Here is a 16,056-nt window from a genome sequence, read left to right as displayed (position 1 = left end):
GGGCGGGAATCCCCGCCCGCCCCGTTCCTTCATGAACCCCTCCGCCGCCCGCTTGCGGGCCAATCTCGCCCGCCATCCGCCCTCCCCCCATTATTGGATCGCCTATAGCGGCGGGCTAGACTCGCGGGTATTGCTGCGCCTGTGCGCCGAATTGGCCCGCGCCCGCCAGGATTTCCGCTGTACCGCCGTCCATGTCCATCATGGTCTGCAAACCGCCGCCGAACACTGGGCCGAACAGTGCCGGACCACCTGCGAGGCCGAGGGCGTGGCGTTCCGTTTGCTGCGGGTCGATGCCCGGCCCCGCCCCGGCCAAAGCCCCGAGGAAGCCGCCCGCGCCGCCCGTTATCAAGCCCTGGCAGCGCTGATGGGGACGGGCGATGCCTTGCTCACCGCCCAGCATCGGGACGACCAGGCCGAGACCTTGCTGCTGCAATTGCTGCGCGGCGCGGGACTGCCGGGTTTGGCGGCGATGCCGGAGCGGGCGGCGTTCGGCCCCGGTTTCCTGCTGCGGCCCTTGCTGGAGCATGGCCGCGCCGAACTGCGGGGCTATGCCGAGGCGCTCAAACTCGATTGGGTGGAAGACCCCAGCAACCGCGATCTGGGCTACGACCGCAATTTCATCCGCCACCGTATCCTGCCCGCGTTGGCCGAACGCTGGCCCGCCGTCAACGCCACCCTCAGCCGCTCCGCCCAACACTGCGCCGAGGCCCAGGCCACCCTGGCGGCGCTGGCCCGCGACCTCTGCCACGCGGCGCTGAACCCGGAGCGGGAAACGCTGTATGTGGACCGTTTATTGGATTACACGGCGGCGGACCGGCGCCTGGTCCTGCGCGAATGGATCGGGTCCCAGGGCTTCCGTATGCCCTCGGCCCGCGTGTTGGGACAGGTATTGGATTGCGCCCTCAACGCCCACCCCGAGCGCAGTCCCGCCGTACGCTGGCGCGAAGGGGAAATCCGCCGCTACCGCAACGAATTGTATTTGCTGCCGCCCGCGGGGCCGTTCGACAGCCAGGCCGTCATCGCCTGGAACGGCCCCGCGCCCCTGGTCCTGCCGGACGGCAACGGCGAACTCATCGCCCTACCCACGGACGGACCCGGCATCGCGCCCGGATTGTGGCGGACGGCAGCCATCAGCGTGCGCTACCGGCAAGGCGGCGAAACCTGCCGCCCCCTGGGCCGGGCCGGTGCGCGGGAACTCAAGAAATTATTCCAGGAGGCCGGGATTCCGCCCTGGGTGCGGGAGCGGACGCCCTTGGTCTATATGGATGGACGGCTGGCGGCGGTGGGGAAATGGTGGATTTGCCAGGAGTTCGCGGGGGACGGGACGGGGCGGAATATCGCGATCGAATGGCATGCCTTGCCCCGGCCCGCCCAGGCCCTGCCGCGAAACCCCGCTACGGATTGATGCAGCGATAGACATCGAACGACTGCTCGCCTTCCAGCAGCGGCCCCTTGGCGACGATGGTATCGCCGCCCATGCCGCCCGCGTTGTTGCGGGCCAGCCGGTACACCTCTTCCTGGACCACGGATTTGCCGCGGGCGATGAAACCGAGGGTCGCCGTGGTATTGGCCGTGACCTGGCCCAGCGGCTTGCAGCGCCCTACTTCCGACTTCGACAGCACCCGGACCTTCTCGCCCTGCGGCTTGAGATCGACCCAGGCGCAACCCGCCATGATGCCCAGCAACACCGCGCCCGCCAACGTCCCGAATCGCCTTGTCCTGCCCATCTAACCCCTCCTGAAAACTGGGATTGTTACTCGATCCCGCTATGGTAAACCGGCTTTCCGCCGATTTGAAACCAAGGCTGGCGATGACGCAACGCCCCGCGTCGGGTAAAATGCCACGCTTATATTCCGCCATCCACCGCATCCGCCCCTGGCCCCCAACGGGCGACCGCGGTCAACCCTCCCCCCTTCGCGCATGACCAAGTACATTTTCATTACCGGCGGTGTCGTTTCCTCGCTCGGCAAAGGCATCGCCGCGTCGTCCCTGGCCGCCATCCTCGAGGCCCGCGGCCTCAAGGTGACGATGACCAAGCTCGACCCCTATATCAACGTCGATCCCGGCACCATGAGCCCGTTCCAGCACGGCGAGGTGTTCGTCACCGAGGACGGGGCCGAAACCGACCTCGACCTCGGCCATTACGAGCGCTTCCTGCGCACCACCATGGGCAAGGTCAACAACTGGACCACCGGCCAAATCTACGAGAACGTGATCCGCAAGGAGCGCCGCGGCGAATATCTCGGCGCGACCGTGCAGGTCATCCCCCATGTCACCGACGAGATCAAGCGGGTGATCCGCCTGAGCGCCGAGGGCTACGATGTCGCCATGATCGAAATCGGCGGTACCGTGGGCGATATCGAATCCCAGCCCTTCCTCGAAGCCATCCGCCAGTTGCGGGTGGAATTGGGCGAGGATCGGTGCCTGTTCATCCACCTGACCCTGGTGCCCTATATCGCCGGGGCGGGCGAACTCAAGACCAAGCCGACCCAGCACTCGGTGAAGGAACTCCGCACCATCGGCATCCAGCCCGACGTGTTGATCTGCCGCTCCGACCGCCTGGTGCCGCAATCCGAGCGCAAGAAGATCGCCCTGTTCACCAATGTCAACGAGGACGCGGTCATCTCCGCCGTGGACGCCGACACCATCTACCGCATCCCGCTCTCGCTGCACCAGCAAGGGCTGGACGATATCGTGGTGAAAAAGCTCAAGCTGGAAGCCCATCCCGCCGATTTGTCGGAATGGCAGGCGGTGCTGGACGGCCTCAAGAATCCGGCGGGCGCGGTCGTCATCGCCATGGTCGGCAAATACGTCAACCATTCCGACGCCTACAAATCCCTGACCGAAGCCCTGATCCACGCCGGCATCCACACCAAGACCAAGGTCAACATCCGCTTCATCGAATCGGAAGAGATCGAGGACAAGGGGACCGGCGCCTTGGAAGGCGTGGACGCCATCCTGGTGCCTGGCGGCTTCGGCGAGCGCGGCATCGAAGGCAAAATATCGGCGGTCAAATACGCCCGCGAACACAAAATCCCCTACCTCGGCATCTGCCTGGGGATGCAGGTCGCGGTGATCGAATTCGCCCGCGACGTGGCCGGTTTGGAAGGGGCGCACAGCACCGAATTCCTGCCCAAGACCCCGCATCCCGTGATCGCCCTCATCACCGAATGGCAGGACGATTCCGGCCAGATCGAACAGCGCGGACCCGATTGCGACCTGGGCGGCAGTATGCGGCTGGGCGGGCAGAAATGCCGCTTGGTCACGGGCAGCCTGGCCCACCGGGTCTATGGCAAGGATGTCATCACCGAGCGCCACCGCCACCGCTACGAATTCAACAACAACTACCTCAAGGCGCTGGAACACGCCGGGATGCGGGTCTGCGGCAAATCCCTGGACGGGCGCTTGGTCGAGGCCATCGAAATCCCCGACCACCCCTGGTTCCTGGCCTGCCAATTCCACCCGGAATTCACCTCCACCCCGCGCGGGGGCCACGCCTTGTTCACCGGCTTCGTCCGCGCCGCGGGCGAATACCACAAGGCCAGCCCCGCGGCGGACTGCTGAAACCCAAGCGCTTTGATTTAACGGATACCCTTCTGGCACCATGCCCGGCCTTCCAACTGGACCCTATCCATCGGCCCATCCGCTCTCCAGCGAGGCAACCCTTATGATCTGGGGTAGAAGACTATTCGCCACCCTGTTAGGGGTCTCCGTTATCGGCCTATCTTCGGCCTTGGGGTTCTCCAAGTTCCCCCTGTCCTCCGGGCTCGCCTTGCCGGAGGGCATTTCCCCCCCGCTTTCCGTCGTGATCCGGGATTCCTATATCGGCAGGGGCACCGTCGTTATGATCACGAATGTCACGGACAAATACCTGCATGAATGCACACTCGCCGTCAATGGTTCGGGGGCGCGGGTCTTCAAAGATACCCTGGCGCCCCATGCCAAAGCCGAAATCGGTTGGCTCGAACTGGGCTACGAACTACGTGAATCCGACACCGTGGCCATCGATTGCAAAGGTTATTGGTTCGCCTATACCACGGCCTTGAAAACCCTGAACAAACGGCTTTAACCCAGCCCTTCCATACCCCCAAATTATGCGACTCTGCGGCTTCGACACCGACCTCCACCGCCCTTTTTTCCTGATCGCCGGTCCCTGCGTGATCGAGAGCGAACAACTCGCCCTCGACACCGCCGGCACCCTCAAGGAACTCACCCAGGAACTCGGCCTGCCCTTCATCTACAAATCCTCCTTCGACAAGGCCAACCGCTCCTCCCACGAGAGTTTCCGCGGCTTGGGGATGGAAGCGGGCCTACGGATTCTGGAGAAGGTCCGGCAAACCATCGGCGTGCCGGTGCTGACCGATGTCCACGAGGACACGCCCCTGGCCGAAGTCGCCTGCGTGGTCGACGTGCTGCAAACCCCGGCCTTCCTGTGCCGCCAGACCAATTTCATCCAGGCGGTCGCGAGCCTTGGGAAGCCGGTGAACATCAAGAAGGGCCAGTTCCTCGCGCCCTGGGACATGAAAAACGTCGCCGACAAGGCCAAAGCCACCGGCAACGAGCAAATCATGGTCTGCGAACGGGGGGTGTCCTTCGGCTATAACAACCTGGTGTCGGACATGCGCTCCGTGGTGGTGATGCGCGACACCGGCTGTCCCGTGGTGTTCGACGCCACCCATTCGGTGCAATTGCCGGGCGGGCAGGGTTCGTGTTCCGGCGGGCAGCGCGAGTTCGTCCCGGCCCTGGCGAAAGCCGCCGTGGCGGTGGGGGTCGCGGGACTCTTCATGGAAACCCACCCCGAGCCGGAGCGGGCTTTGAGCGATGGGCCGAATGCCTGGCCCTTGGCCAAGATGCGGGGTTTGTTGGAAGTATTGATGACTTTGGACCGGGCGGTCAAAGAAAGTGGTTTCCTATAAAATAGAATCCTGCCATCGATAACTGTCGGGGGAAGAATAAGCGGAAAATCGTGTGCTAAGCTAAAATCACCCCAAACCCATGTTATGGTAACGGGCCTCCCATCAACCTAAACCCATCGAGGGCTTGATTCAATGTCTAGTACGCAAACCTTATTGGATGGCGACAGTGCAACCGCCGGGATAAGGCGAACCCTGGCCTTTTTCCTGTACGAACATAACCGTATCTCCGCCTTCAAGGCCGCGGAACTCGGCGGCATCGCCCCCCGCGAACTCGCCGATCCCGACACCGAATCCGGGATACCCGCCTACGCGGACGATCCACGGGTGGAAGGGGAGCTTTTGGCGGTATTGCGCCGGATACTGGCCCAACCCCTCAAGGAAACCCCCCTCCTGCCCTCCCAAGAGGAAGCCGTCGCCATCGCCAATACCGCCAAAAGCGACCGGGCCATCTATGACCAGATGGCCGAGAAAGAAGCGGCCCATTGGGGGAGGGTATTGCCCAACAAGCAGCAGCAGCAACAGGAAAACCTGAACGTCCTGGACGAAGAAAGAAGGGCGGGCTTCCATCTCGGCCTGAACCGGCATGCGGTCAACTTCATGCCCTGGGTCCAAAGCCAAGGCCTGACCTTCGACCACGCGCTGTCCCTGGGTTGCGGAGCCGGGCGGTTGGAACGGGAGTGGTTGAACAAGGGGATCGTGCGCAGCTTCCACGGCGTCGATATCGCCGAGGACGCGCTCGCCAGCGCACGGGCGATGGCGGCCGAGGAAGGTCTGGCCTGCACTTATTCGCAAGGGGATTTGAACTTCGTGGAACTCCCCGCCGACACCTACGACTTGATCGTCGCCTCGACCTCCCTGCATCATTGCCTGTTTCTGGAGGATGTCGCCGACCGGATGAAGACAGCTTTGAAACCCGGCGGGCTGGTCTGGCTCAACGACTTCATCGGCGACTCGCAATTCCAGTATCCCGACAGGCTGATCGAACTGACCACCGCCCTGCTCAAAACCATCCCGCAGCAATATACCTATAACCGCCTGCAACAAAAGCAAATACAGCCCCCCAAACGCCCCAAACTGCCACTGAAATCGCCTTTCGAATCCATACGGTCACAAGAAATACCCAAGGTTTTCCTGGAGCGGTTCGAGGTCGTGGAAAAGAGCGAGACCCATAGCTTTATCCGTTATATCGCCCCGGTCGGCTGTTTGTGCAAATACCTAGAATCGAAAGCGGGGACGGCGCTGTACGACTTATTGATGACCCTGGATGAATTCTTCATAGAACAGGGTTCGATGGCACCGACCGCGGGGCATTACATCCTCAAGAAACCTTGAACCCCGCGAGTCCTTGGAATTTGAACGCCGCCCATGACCGCCAGCGGCGTGCCAGATAATTAATTTCTGGAGGCTGGCGGTGCCCACGAAAATCATGAACCGGCGCACCTAGCCACCCTGCCCGGCCATTTCATCGGCGAATAGGAACGCCGCCATTACCCAATGGCCGGAGCAGAACTTTAACGTTATTCCCGCAACCCATCATGGAGCCAACATGAGCAAAATCGTAGAAGTGAAAGCCCTCGAAGTCCTCGACTCCCGCGGCAACCCGACCGTGGCCGTGGATGTCGTCCTGGAATCCGGTGCCATCGGTACCTCCATGGTGCCGTCCGGCGCCTCCACCGGCTCCCGCGAAGCCATCGAACTGCGCGACGGCGACAAGGCCCGCTACCTGGGCAAGGGCGTCACCAAGGCGGTCGCCAACGTCAACGGCGAACTGCGTACAGCCGTGCTGGGCCTCGACGCCGCCGACCAGGCCGGCCTCGACGCCAAGATGATCGAAGCCGACGGCACCGACAACAAGGGCCGCTTGGGGGCCAACGCCCTGCTCGGCGTGTCCCTGGCCTCGGCCCGCGCCGCCGCCACCGAAGCCGGTAAGCCGCTGTACGCCCATTTGCACCAGGGCGGCGAGTTCGTCCTGCCGGTGCCGATGATGAACATCATCAACGGCGGTGCCCATGCCGATAACAGCGTGGACATGCAGGAATTCATGATCCTGCCCGTGGGCGCTCCCAACTTCCGCGAAGCCATCCGCTACGGCGCGGAAGTGTTCCACGCCCTCAAAAAGGTGCTGGGCCAGCGCGGCCTCGCCACCGGTGTGGGCGACGAGGGCGGTTTCGCCCCCGACCTGCCCTCCAACGAAGCCGCCATCGAAGTCATCCTGGAAGCCATCGGCAACGCGGGCTATACCGCGGGCAAGGATATCTTCCTAGGGCTAGACTGCGCCGCTTCCGAGTTCTACAAGGACGGCGTCTACGACCTCGAATCCGAAGGCAAGAAATACTCCTCCGGCGAATTCGCCGACTTCTTCGCCTCCTGGGTCGATAAGTACCCGATCATCAGCATCGAGGACGGCCTGGACGAAAGCGATTGGGCGGGCTGGAAAGTCCTCACCGAGAAACTGGGCTCGCGCATCCAGTTGGTGGGCGACGATTTGTTCGTGACCAACCCGAAAATCCTCAAGGAAGGCATCGACAAGGGCATCGCCAACTCCATCCTCATCAAGGTCAACCAGATCGGCACCTTGACCGAGACCCTGGAAGCCATCGCCATGGCGCAGGCGGCGGGCTACACCACCGTGATGTCGCACCGCTCCGGCGAAACCGAGGACAGCACCATCGCCGATTTGGCCGTCGCCGCCTCCACCGGCCAGATCAAGACCGGCTCCCTGAGCCGTTCCGACCGCATCGCCAAGTACAACCGCCTGCTGAAGATCGAGGCGGAACTGGGCGACAAGGCCGTCTACGCCGGCAAGAGCGCGTTCAAGCGGGCGTTCTAAGCTGAGCCAAGGCCGGCACCGGCATGAAAAAGCTCATCATTTTTCTGCTGGTGCTGGTCGCCTTGCTGCAATGGCGTTTGTGGTTCGGCGATGGCGGCATCTACGAATTGCATGAACTGCAAGCCCGTATCGAGCAGCTCAAGGAGGAAGGCGACAAGCTCCACGAGCGCAACGCCGCCCTCGAAGCCGATGTGAAGGATTTGAAGGAAGGCACCGACGCCATCGAGGAACGCGCCCGCCAGGAATTGGGCATGGTCAAGGAGGGCGAGACCTTCGTGCAGGTGTTCGAGAAGCCGCATCCCTTGCCGCCGCCGGAGAAAACCACCCCGGCCCATGGCCCGGCAAAACCGAAGCATTGACCGCCCCACCCACCGCCCCAATGATTTCAAATAACGCCCCCCGTTTCTGGGCCGTCGTCCCCGCCGCCGGTGTCGGCAAGCGCATGGGCGCGGATGTGCCCAAGCAATATCTCGAAGTCCTGGGCAAGCCCGTCCTGCAACACACCCTGGAACGGCTATTGAGCGTCGAGGCTTTTTCCGGCATCGCGGTCGCACTGGGCCACGACGACGGCTATTGGCCCGACCTCCCCTGCGCCACCCACCCCAAAATCCGCCGCGCCCCCGGCGGCAAGGAACGCGCCGACTCGGTGCTGTCGGGACTCCGTAGCTTGGAAAACGAGGCCGATCCCGATGATTGGGTCTTGGTCCACGACGCCGCCCGGCCCTGCCTCGCCCGAACCGATGTGGAAAAGCTGATGGCGACGCTCAAGGACGACCCCGTCGGCGGCATCCTAGGGCTGCCGGTCAGCGACACCCTGAAAAGCGTGGAGGCGGGCCATATCACCGGCACCGTGGACCGCGGCCGGGTCTGGCGGGCGCTGACCCCGCAGATGTTCCGCTACGGGCTGTTACGCGGGGCATTGGAAGCAGCGGCGCAAAACGGCTGGGTCGTCACCGACGAAGCCAGCGCCATCGAACTCAAGGGCTTGCGTCCCAAGCTGGTCGAGGGACGGCCCGACAACCTCAAAATCACCCGGCCCGAGGATTTGCCCCTGGCCGTTTTTTACATGGTTTCAATCCTCTCCCAGGAACCGGGAGACGCCCAGCTTATCAACCCATCCGAAAACCGGGAATAAAACAATGTTGCGCATAGGCCAGGGCTACGACGCCCACAAATTCAAGGCGGGCGACCATATCGTCATCGGCGGGGTCAAAATCCCCTTCATCCACGGCATGGCGGCGCATTCCGACGGCGACGTGGCCCTGCACGCGCTGTGCGACGCCCTGTTGGGCGCGGCGGCCCTGGGCGATATTGGCAAGCATTTCCCGGACACCGACGCCGCCTACAAGGGGATCGACAGCCGCATCCTGGTCCGCAACGTCATGGCCAAGCTCAAGGAATTGGGCTACGCGGTCGGCAATGTCGATGTCACCCTCGTGGCCCAAGCCCCCAAAATGGCCCCGCATATCCCCAAGATGCGCGAACACATCGCCGCCGACCTCGAAATCGGCGTGGACGCCGTGAACGTCAAGGCCACCACCACCGAAGGCATGGGTTTCGAGGGCCGGGGCGAAGGGATTTCGTCCTATGCCGTGGCCTTGCTGCACAAGGTGCCGGTTTGATGAACATGCCCGCCCCCCTGCCCTACGCCCACGGCGGTCCCGTCGGCACCGCCACCCTGAAAGCCGCGCCGGAAGATTTCATGGTCGAGGAAATCCTGGGCTTCGCGCCTTCCGGCGAAGGCGAACACGTGTTCCTCAAGGTCGAGAAGCGCGGCGAGAACACCGAATATGTCGCCCGCCAACTGGCGCGTTACGCCGGGGTCGGCTCCCGCGAGGTCGGCTACGCCGGGCTGAAGGACCGCCACGGCCTCACCGTGCAATGGTATAGCGTGCAACTGCCGGGCAAGGACGGACCCGATTGGAGCGCCCTAGCCTCGCCTTCGCTGCGCGTCCTCGAAGTCAACCGCAATAGCCGCAAGCTCAAGAAAGGCGCGGCCAGCGGCAACCGTTTCGTCATCACCCTGAAGCAGGTCGATGGCGACCCCGAAGCGCTTTCGGCCCGCTTGCGCCAAATCGCGGCGCTGGGCGTGCCCAATTATTTCGGGAAGCAACGCTTCGGCCACGAAGGCCAGAACCTCGCCCGCGCCGCCGAATTGTTCGCGGGCACCCTGGGCCGGGTCGATCCCCACAAACGCGGGATTTATCTGTCCGCCGCCCGCTCCGAAATCTTCAACCGGCTGCTGGCCCGGCGCGTCGCGGACGGCACATGGAACCAAGCCGTCGAGGGCGACGCCTTCATGTTCGGGGACTCGCGGAGCTTCTTCAAACCGGAAGCGCCGACGCCGGATATCCTGCAACGGCTGGCCGACCGGGACATCCACCCCAGCGGCGTGCTATGGGGCAAGGGCGCATCCGCCGCCACCGGCGCGGCGGCGGCGCTGGAACTCGCGGTGGCGGAGGAACTGGCGGATTTCTGCCATGGGCTGGAACGCTTCGACCTGGAAACGGCGCGGCGGCCCTTCCGGCTCTGCCCGCAAGACCTGCGCTGGGAATTCCCCGACCCGGCAAGCCTGCGCCTGGAATTCGCCCTGCCTTCCGGTGCCTATGCCACCACCCTGTTGCGCGAATTGGTCGGCACCGATTTCTCGGACGACTGAACCCGAGCGCGGACCCGCCCCCGGATGGAAGAGGCGGGCTCCCCGCGCCTTGTCCCGGATTCCGCCCCACCGCCACCGGGTTATCCCTCCCCCTAATCCCATACCCATACCTGGGTTTCCCCCAACCGCGCTAAACTATCCCCCGTTCAGCCATACATAGAATGGAGGCAGCCATGTCGATAGGACAGCTATGCAACCGCAATACCGTCATCGTCAGGAAGGAAGATTCCATCGCCGCGACGGCCAAGCTGATGCGGGAATCCCATGTCGGTAGCGTGGTCGTGGTCGAGGACACCGGAACCGGGGCGAAACCCATCGGCATCCTGACCGACCGCGACCTGGTCGTGGAAATCCTGGCCGCCGGGCTCGATCCCGCCGCGGTCGGCGTCGGCGATATCATGAGCTACGAACTGGCCGTGGCGCGGGAAGACGAAGGGCTGTGGGATATCATGCGGCGGATGCGGGCCAAGGGCGTGCGGCGCCTGCCGGTGGTCGATGGCCAAGGCCATCTGGTCGGCATCGTCGCCAGCGACGACCTGTTGGCGCTCCTGGCCGGGGAATTGGGCCAGCTGGCCAAGATCGCCCACCAGGAACGGGCGCGGGAACAGACCCAGCGGAGTGGCCCGCAACCATGAGCGTCACGATCTACCACAATCCGCGCTGCGGCAAATCGCGCGGCGCGTTGGAGTTGCTCCGGGCGCGGGGCCTCGAACCCCGCGTGGTGGACTATCTGAAAACCCCGCCCAGCGCCGCCGAACTGGAACACATCCTCTCGCTGCTGGGCCTGGAGCCCCGCGCCCTGATCCGCAAGGGCGAAGCCGCCTATAAAGAAGCCGGGTTGGACAACCCCGACCTGGACCGCGCCGCCCTGCTCGCCGCCATGGCGGCGCACCCGATCCTGATCGAACGGCCCATCGTCCTGGCGAACGGCAAGGCCGCCCTGGGCCGCCCCCCCGAAAACATCCTCGGGATACTTTGAGGCGGCGGCGACGGAACCGCCAGCCTCGGCCCGCCCCGCCCGGCGGGCCATTCATTTCCATAGCCTTAGCTTATAACTCCCATGATTGAAATCCTGATCCTCTACTACAGCCGTTGGGGCGCCACCTCGGAAATGGCCAACCTCATCGCCCGCGGCGTCGAAGAAGTCGAAGGCGCGGTCGCCAAGCTGCGCACCGTGCCGGAAGTTTCCCCGGTCTGCGCCGCGACCGCGGACGGCATCCCGGATTCCGGTGCCCCCTACGCCAGCCTCGAAGACCTCCGCGACTGCGACGGCCTCGCCCTCGGCAGCCCCACCCATTTCGGCAACATGGCCGCCCCGCTCAAACACTTCATCGACAGCACCAGCAGCCTGTGGTTTTCCGGGGCGCTGTCGGGCAAACCGGCCGGCGTGTTCACCTCGACCTCGTCCCTGCACGGCGGCCAGGAAGCCACCCTCATCACCATGCTCCTGCCCCTGCTGCACCATGGCATGATCCTGGTCGGCATCCCCAGCAGCGAAACCGCCCTCAGCAAGACCCAGAGCGGCGGCACCCCCTACGGCCCCAGCCGCCACAGCGGCAAGGACGGCGTCAGCGAGGAGGAACGCCAACTCTGCCGGGCCTTCGGCGCGCGGCTGGCCCGCACCGCCCGGGCGCTCAAGCAAGATAGGGCCGGATAAGCCCACGCGCCATGCCCGAGCAACTGCCCCTGCCGTTCACCTTCAATCCGGAACTCGGGTTCGAGCAATTCCATGCCGGGGTGAACGCCGAGCAGGTCCGGCATCTGCAACGCACCGCCACCGGGGCGGGCGAATCTTTGATCTTCCTGTGGGGCGAACCGGGCAGCGGCAAGACCCACCTCCTCAACGCCTGCTGCCGCACCGCCTGCCAACTCCAGCGCACGGTATCCTACCTGCCCCTGGGTGTGGTGCGGGATTATGGCCCGGAGATGCTGGAAGGCTTGGAACACATGGATTTGGTCTGCCTCGACGACCTGGAACAAGTCGCCGGCGACGCGGCCTGGGAAGAGGCGCTGTTCGAGTTGTTCAACCGGCTGCGCGACCTGGGCCGCGACCTCATCGCCACCGCCAGCGCCCCCCCGGCCCGTTCGCCGATCCGCCTGCCCGACCTCAAGACCCGCTTCGGCTGGGGCTTGACGCTGAGGCTGCAAGCCCTGCGCGACGAGGACAAGCTGGCGGTCCTGGCCCTCTACGCCCGCTCGCTGGGGCTGGACCTACCGCCCCAGGTCGGGCGCTTCCTGCTGACCCACCACCGCCGCGACCCCCAAACGCTGCGGGCCTTGCTGGAACGCCTGGACCAAGCCAGCCTGGCGGCGCAACATAAGCTCACCATCCCCTTCGTGAAGCGCTTCCTGGGGATCGACCCGCCACCGGCCTCCAGGGCTTCCTCGAATAGACCGTAATCCCGCGCCCGGTGGTCATAATCCAGCCAACAGGGGCTGCCCAGCCCGCCCGGATTCGGCTACGCTCATCCAAACCGCATCGCAAGCACCACGCTTTCCTTCCCAATCGACCAGGTGAGACGCAATGAAAATACTGATCATAGGCACCGGAGCCGTCGGCGGCTTCTATGGTTCGCTACTCGCCAAGCAAGGCGCGGAAGTTTCGGTGCTGGCCCGTTCCGATTATGCGCAAGTGCGGGCGCATGGACTCCGCATCCGCAGCGCCGTCCCGGCGGTCGGCGACCACCATTTCCGGCCAGCCCGCGTGGTCCGCAGCGCCCTGGAACTGGAGGAAAAACCCGACTACGTCCTGCTGTGCGTGAAGGTGGTGGCGGGCGCGGACCGCGCCGCCCTGCTCAAGGACGCGCTCGGCCCCGCGACCCGCATCGTGCTGGTCTCCAACGGCGTCGAGATCGAGGACGAGATCGCCGCGGCCTACCCGGACCATGCCCTCATCAGCGGCCTCGCCTTCATCTGCGTGACCCGCACCGCGCCCGGCGAGATTTGGCACCAGGCCTATGGCCGCTTGGCCCTCGGCGATTATCCACGGGGCACCTCCCCGGCCACCCTCGCCCTGTGCCAAGCCTTCGAAGGCTCGGGCATCCAATGCGTGGCCAGCGAGGACGTGGTCGGGGCGCGGTGGCAGAAATGCGTGTGGAACGCGGCGTTCAGCCCCTTGTCGGTCCTGTCGGGCGGGCTGGACACCCACGCCATCCTGGACACGGCGGAACCCCTGGCGCGGGCGATCATGGCGGAAACGATCCTGATCTCGAACGCCCTGGGCCATCCCCTGCCCGCCGACATGGTGGAGAAACAGGTCGCCAGCACCCGCAAGATGCCGCCCTACAAAACCAGCATGTTGCTGGACCACGAGGCCGGCCGCCCCATGGAAACCGAAGCCATCCTCGGCAACGCGGTGCGGGCCGGACAGCGCCTCGGGCTCGAAGTGCCGCGCCTCGCGACGCTGTACGGCCTGATGCGGCTGGTGGAGGCCCGCGCCGCCTCCCGTTGACCATCCCGCCCCCGTCCGTTCCAAAGCCATGGAAACGCCCACCATGAACGAAAACAGAGGATTCTTCCGCAAAAAAACCCGGTCCGGCGGCATCGTCCTGATGGAATTGGGCGAACTCCAGTTCGGACTCAAGGACTTGTCGGTCGAGGGCTTCAAGGCCCATTTCGAGCGCGTCCCGCCCTTCGGCGTCGGCGATGTGGTGAAGATACGCCTGCCCGATCTGTATCTGGAAGGCTGCGCCCGCGCCATGCGGATCGACAAGGAAGGACCGGGCAAGGGCTTCCTGGTGGGCTTCATGTTCACCGAGCGCCATGCCTGGGACCCCGGCTCGGTCTTCATCACCCGGCCACCGGAAGACTAAACCGGCGGATAACACCCGGTGTCCCCGCCCTGCGCGCCGGAGGGAGGGAGGTATCCGTGTCCGCCTGACGGCAAACAACCCACACCGCCACGAGGAAACCAACCGATGCGACCCACCCCGATCCCGCCCGCCCTCGATCCCGCCGCGCTACCGGCCCGGACCGGCTCCACCTATCCCACCGAAGCATTCCGCAGCGCCGCCCAAGGCCGCGCCAAACACGCCCTGGGCGACGCGCTGGGCCTACAGAACTTCGGCGTCAACCTGGTGCGGCTGGAGCCGGGCGCGATGTCGGCCCTACGCCATTGGCATACCCGCCAGGACGAATTCATCTACGTGCTGGAAGGCGAAGTGACCCTGATCACCGAGTCCGGCGAGCAATGCCTCCACCCCGGCCACTGCGCGGGCTTCCCGGCCGGCCAGCCCGACGGCCACCACCTCGTCAACCGGGGCGGAGCGGTCGCGGTCTATCTCGAAGTCGGCGACCGCCTGCCCGGAGACCGGGCGCACTATCCCGACGCCGACCTCGAAGCCCGCGCCGTGCGTGGCGGCTATGGTTTTTTCCACAAGGACGGCACGGCCTATTGAACCGGGACATCCGTAGAAACACGGAACCACACACACCCCCCCCCGGCCTATACTGCGCGCCGGGTCCGGTCGTCGCGGCGACCCCAAGGCTGTCCCCCGGTGGATAACTTTCCCCCGATGCGATCCAAGGATATATTTAACTTCCCTATATCACACGCTGTGCAGAGGTCGTCCGATGTTCAACAGTACCCGTATTTTTGAACGAACCAACGCGAACACCGGGATGCAAGAATGGTTCTTCACCGCCAGGGAAGGCATCAAAGGCCCGCACCACTCCAGGGAGCAAGCCCTCTACGAGCTGAATGTCTTCAAGATCGCCGCGCAGCGGCTGAACCTGACCGGGGGCCGGTCCGACGAACCCGCCGCCCCCGCCAAATTCAGCACCCACCGGGTTTTCATGCAAACCAACACGGTCACGGGGTTGCCGGAATGGTTCTTCAACGCCAGGGAAGGCATCAAAGGCCCATACGAATCCAAGGAACGGGCCTTGTACGAACTCAACCTGTTCAAGAACATCTCCAACAAGCTGAACCTCACCGGTGGCAGGGAATCCCCGCCCCCGGCCCAACCCGGCCCCAAGAATATCCAGCGCACCTGGCACCTCTATTCCCCGGACCGGCTGTTGCAGCAATGGAACCCCGGCAAGGGCAATATCGAATGGTTTTTCATCGCCCGCGAAGGGCTCAAGGGACCGCACGCCTCCAAGGCCGAGGCCCAGCACGAACTCGAAGCCTTCAAGGAAAACGCCCGCCGCCTGGGACTGGGTAGCCGTAGCCGTCCGCCCGCCCCGCCGCCGCCGTGATCCCCGCCCGACCGGCCCGGTGTTTTGCAACGGCGGGCCTTGAGATAGGCGCGGAAATGGTCTAGGATTGCGCCTCGTTTTCGGGGAAGTAGCTCAGCTGGGAGAGCGTCGCGTTCGCAATGCGAAGGTCGAGGGTTCGATCCCCTTCTTCTCCACCAATTCGGGGTTCCACGGAATCCCACAACACACCGAAACCCGCGTAGTTCAAGGACTTGCGGGTTTTTTGTTGTTCCAAGCCACTCCATCCCAGGTTCTGTTGACATCCCCCAGGAAACCGGATGGGTGCGGAGACGAAGCGGAGACAACCCATAGAGTCCCAGGCGAGTTTCTCGAAGCGGGAGCAAATCCGCCATCGGGCACCGCCGCGTAGAACCCATGGCACCGCCACCAGGAACGCCCGGCACTAGCGGGCACGGGGTTGGGCGTTCCCCGTCGCCGGGATTGCCCGCGCG

Annotated in this window: 19 protein-coding genes and 1 tRNA gene; 19 read left to right on the top strand and 1 reads right to left on the bottom strand. The window is 64.5% G+C overall.

What is annotated here, in order from left to right:
* Positions 1-31 precede the first annotated feature (31 nt).
* On the top strand, positions 32-1,405 hold the full coding sequence (tilS, locus tag K5658_RS06840) for a tRNA lysidine(34) synthetase TilS (protein WP_221066206.1): 1,374 nt from the start codon (positions 32-34) through the stop codon (positions 1,403-1,405).
* Here tilS and K5658_RS06835 read toward each other — a convergent pair.
* Complete coding sequence (locus K5658_RS06835) at positions 1,395-1,727, bottom strand: DUF4156 domain-containing protein (protein ID WP_221066205.1); 333 nt, start codon at positions 1,725-1,727, stop codon at positions 1,395-1,397. The two genes, tilS and K5658_RS06835, sit on opposite strands and share 11 nt — an antisense overlap.
* A 193-nt stretch (positions 1,728-1,920) precedes the next feature.
* Here K5658_RS06835 and pyrG point away from each other — a divergent pair, with 193 nt between their 5' ends.
* From pyrG to K5658_RS06745, 18 genes are all read left to right on the top strand, one after another.
* Entirely contained in the window at positions 1,921-3,564 is a 1,644-nt protein-coding gene (pyrG, locus tag K5658_RS06830) for a CTP synthase (RefSeq protein WP_221066204.1), read from the top strand.
* Between the two features lie 280 nt (positions 3,565-3,844).
* Complete coding sequence (locus K5658_RS06825) at positions 3,845-4,069, top strand: hypothetical protein (protein WP_221066203.1); 225 nt, start codon at positions 3,845-3,847, stop codon at positions 4,067-4,069.
* Positions 4,070-4,094: 25 nt separating this feature from the next.
* Complete coding sequence (gene kdsA / locus K5658_RS06820; protein ID WP_221066202.1) at positions 4,095-4,916, top strand: 3-deoxy-8-phosphooctulonate synthase; 822 nt, start codon at positions 4,095-4,097, stop codon at positions 4,914-4,916.
* Positions 4,917-5,048: 132 nt separating this feature from the next.
* Positions 5,049-6,248: a class I SAM-dependent methyltransferase gene (locus K5658_RS06815; RefSeq protein ID WP_221066201.1), complete on the top strand. Its 1,200-nt coding sequence runs from the start codon at positions 5,049-5,051 to the stop codon at positions 6,246-6,248.
* 214 nt (positions 6,249-6,462) lie between these two features.
* A complete protein-coding gene (gene eno / locus K5658_RS06810; RefSeq protein ID WP_221066200.1) occupies positions 6,463-7,746 on the top strand; it encodes a phosphopyruvate hydratase in 1,284 nt (427 codons plus the stop codon).
* Between the two features lie 23 nt (positions 7,747-7,769).
* Positions 7,770-8,105 (top strand): cell division protein FtsB, encoded by a 336-nt coding sequence (gene ftsB / locus K5658_RS06805; protein WP_221066199.1) that lies wholly within the window; start codon positions 7,770-7,772, stop codon positions 8,103-8,105.
* A gap of 20 nt (positions 8,106-8,125) precedes the next feature.
* Positions 8,126-8,881 (top strand): 2-C-methyl-D-erythritol 4-phosphate cytidylyltransferase, encoded by a 756-nt coding sequence (gene ispD, locus K5658_RS06800; RefSeq protein WP_221066198.1) that lies wholly within the window; start codon positions 8,126-8,128, stop codon positions 8,879-8,881.
* Positions 8,882-8,885: 4 nt separating this feature from the next.
* On the top strand, positions 8,886-9,368 hold the full coding sequence (gene ispF / locus K5658_RS06795) for a 2-C-methyl-D-erythritol 2,4-cyclodiphosphate synthase (RefSeq protein ID WP_085212243.1): 483 nt from the start codon (positions 8,886-8,888) through the stop codon (positions 9,366-9,368).
* Positions 9,368-10,405, top strand: coding sequence for a tRNA pseudouridine(13) synthase TruD (gene truD / locus K5658_RS06790; protein WP_221066197.1), 1,038 nt, complete (start codon positions 9,368-9,370; stop codon positions 10,403-10,405). The genes ispF and truD overlap by 1 nt, the downstream gene beginning before the upstream one ends.
* Before the next feature lie 173 nt (positions 10,406-10,578).
* Positions 10,579-11,040: a CBS domain-containing protein gene (locus K5658_RS06785; RefSeq protein WP_221066196.1), complete on the top strand. Its 462-nt coding sequence runs from the start codon at positions 10,579-10,581 to the stop codon at positions 11,038-11,040.
* The gene (arsC, locus tag K5658_RS06780; protein ID WP_221066195.1) at positions 11,037-11,384 is read left to right on the top strand and encodes an arsenate reductase (glutaredoxin); all 348 of its coding nucleotides are present in this window, start codon (positions 11,037-11,039) and stop codon (positions 11,382-11,384) included. The genes K5658_RS06785 and arsC overlap by 4 nt, the downstream gene beginning before the upstream one ends.
* Positions 11,385-11,465: 81 nt before the next feature.
* Positions 11,466-12,062, top strand: a complete 597-nt coding sequence (gene wrbA / locus K5658_RS06775) for an NAD(P)H:quinone oxidoreductase (RefSeq protein ID WP_221066194.1) — start codon at positions 11,466-11,468, stop codon at positions 12,060-12,062.
* An 11-nt stretch (positions 12,063-12,073) separates the two neighbouring features.
* Positions 12,074-12,805: a DnaA regulatory inactivator Hda gene (gene hda, locus K5658_RS06770; RefSeq protein WP_221066193.1), complete on the top strand. Its 732-nt coding sequence runs from the start codon at positions 12,074-12,076 to the stop codon at positions 12,803-12,805.
* 124 nt (positions 12,806-12,929) lie between these two features.
* Positions 12,930-13,856 carry a ketopantoate reductase family protein gene (locus K5658_RS06765; protein ID WP_221066192.1) on the top strand — a complete coding sequence of 309 codons (927 nt, stop codon included), beginning with the start codon at positions 12,930-12,932 and terminating at the stop codon, positions 13,854-13,856.
* Positions 13,857-13,899: 43 nt separating this feature from the next.
* Positions 13,900-14,217, top strand: a complete 318-nt coding sequence (locus K5658_RS06760; protein ID WP_221066191.1) for a PilZ domain-containing protein — start codon at positions 13,900-13,902, stop codon at positions 14,215-14,217.
* A 105-nt stretch (positions 14,218-14,322) separates the two neighbouring features.
* On the top strand, positions 14,323-14,802 hold the full coding sequence (locus tag K5658_RS06755) for a cupin domain-containing protein (protein WP_221066190.1): 480 nt from the start codon (positions 14,323-14,325) through the stop codon (positions 14,800-14,802).
* Between the two features lie 223 nt (positions 14,803-15,025).
* Positions 15,026-15,604, top strand: a complete 579-nt coding sequence (locus K5658_RS06750; RefSeq protein ID WP_221066189.1) for a hypothetical protein — start codon at positions 15,026-15,028, stop codon at positions 15,602-15,604.
* Between the two features lie 82 nt (positions 15,605-15,686).
* Positions 15,687-15,762, top strand: a tRNA-Ala gene (locus tag K5658_RS06745).
* Positions 15,763-16,056 lie beyond the last annotated feature (294 nt).

The sequence above is a fragment of the Methylomagnum ishizawai genome, assembly GCF_019670005.1.
GTDB lineage: Bacteria > Pseudomonadota > Gammaproteobacteria > Methylococcales > Methylococcaceae > Methylomagnum > Methylomagnum ishizawai.
This window is presented reverse-complemented; position numbering and strand designations above follow the sequence as displayed.

Coding starts and splice junctions, on each gene's coding strand:
- tilS (WP_221066206.1), top strand. CDS start 32: ATGAACCCCTCCGCCGCCCGCTTGCGGGCCAATCTCGCCCGCCATCCG.
- K5658_RS06835 (WP_221066205.1), bottom strand. CDS start 1,727: ATGGGCAGGACAAGGCGATTCGGGACGTTGGCGGGCGCGGTGTTGCTG.
- pyrG (WP_221066204.1), top strand. CDS start 1,921: ATGACCAAGTACATTTTCATTACCGGCGGTGTCGTTTCCTCGCTCGGC.
- K5658_RS06825 (WP_221066203.1), top strand. CDS start 3,845: ATGATCACGAATGTCACGGACAAATACCTGCATGAATGCACACTCGCC.
- kdsA (WP_221066202.1), top strand. CDS start 4,095: ATGCGACTCTGCGGCTTCGACACCGACCTCCACCGCCCTTTTTTCCTG.
- K5658_RS06815 (WP_221066201.1), top strand. CDS start 5,049: ATGTCTAGTACGCAAACCTTATTGGATGGCGACAGTGCAACCGCCGGG.
- eno (WP_221066200.1), top strand. CDS start 6,463: ATGAGCAAAATCGTAGAAGTGAAAGCCCTCGAAGTCCTCGACTCCCGC.
- ftsB (WP_221066199.1), top strand. CDS start 7,770: ATGAAAAAGCTCATCATTTTTCTGCTGGTGCTGGTCGCCTTGCTGCAA.
- ispD (WP_221066198.1), top strand. CDS start 8,126: ATGATTTCAAATAACGCCCCCCGTTTCTGGGCCGTCGTCCCCGCCGCC.
- ispF (WP_085212243.1), top strand. CDS start 8,886: ATGTTGCGCATAGGCCAGGGCTACGACGCCCACAAATTCAAGGCGGGC.
- truD (WP_221066197.1), top strand. CDS start 9,368: ATGAACATGCCCGCCCCCCTGCCCTACGCCCACGGCGGTCCCGTCGGC.
- K5658_RS06785 (WP_221066196.1), top strand. CDS start 10,579: ATGTCGATAGGACAGCTATGCAACCGCAATACCGTCATCGTCAGGAAG.
- arsC (WP_221066195.1), top strand. CDS start 11,037: ATGAGCGTCACGATCTACCACAATCCGCGCTGCGGCAAATCGCGCGGC.
- wrbA (WP_221066194.1), top strand. CDS start 11,466: ATGATTGAAATCCTGATCCTCTACTACAGCCGTTGGGGCGCCACCTCG.
- hda (WP_221066193.1), top strand. CDS start 12,074: ATGCCCGAGCAACTGCCCCTGCCGTTCACCTTCAATCCGGAACTCGGG.
- K5658_RS06765 (WP_221066192.1), top strand. CDS start 12,930: ATGAAAATACTGATCATAGGCACCGGAGCCGTCGGCGGCTTCTATGGT.
- K5658_RS06760 (WP_221066191.1), top strand. CDS start 13,900: ATGAACGAAAACAGAGGATTCTTCCGCAAAAAAACCCGGTCCGGCGGC.
- K5658_RS06755 (WP_221066190.1), top strand. CDS start 14,323: ATGCGACCCACCCCGATCCCGCCCGCCCTCGATCCCGCCGCGCTACCG.
- K5658_RS06750 (WP_221066189.1), top strand. CDS start 15,026: ATGCAAGAATGGTTCTTCACCGCCAGGGAAGGCATCAAAGGCCCGCAC.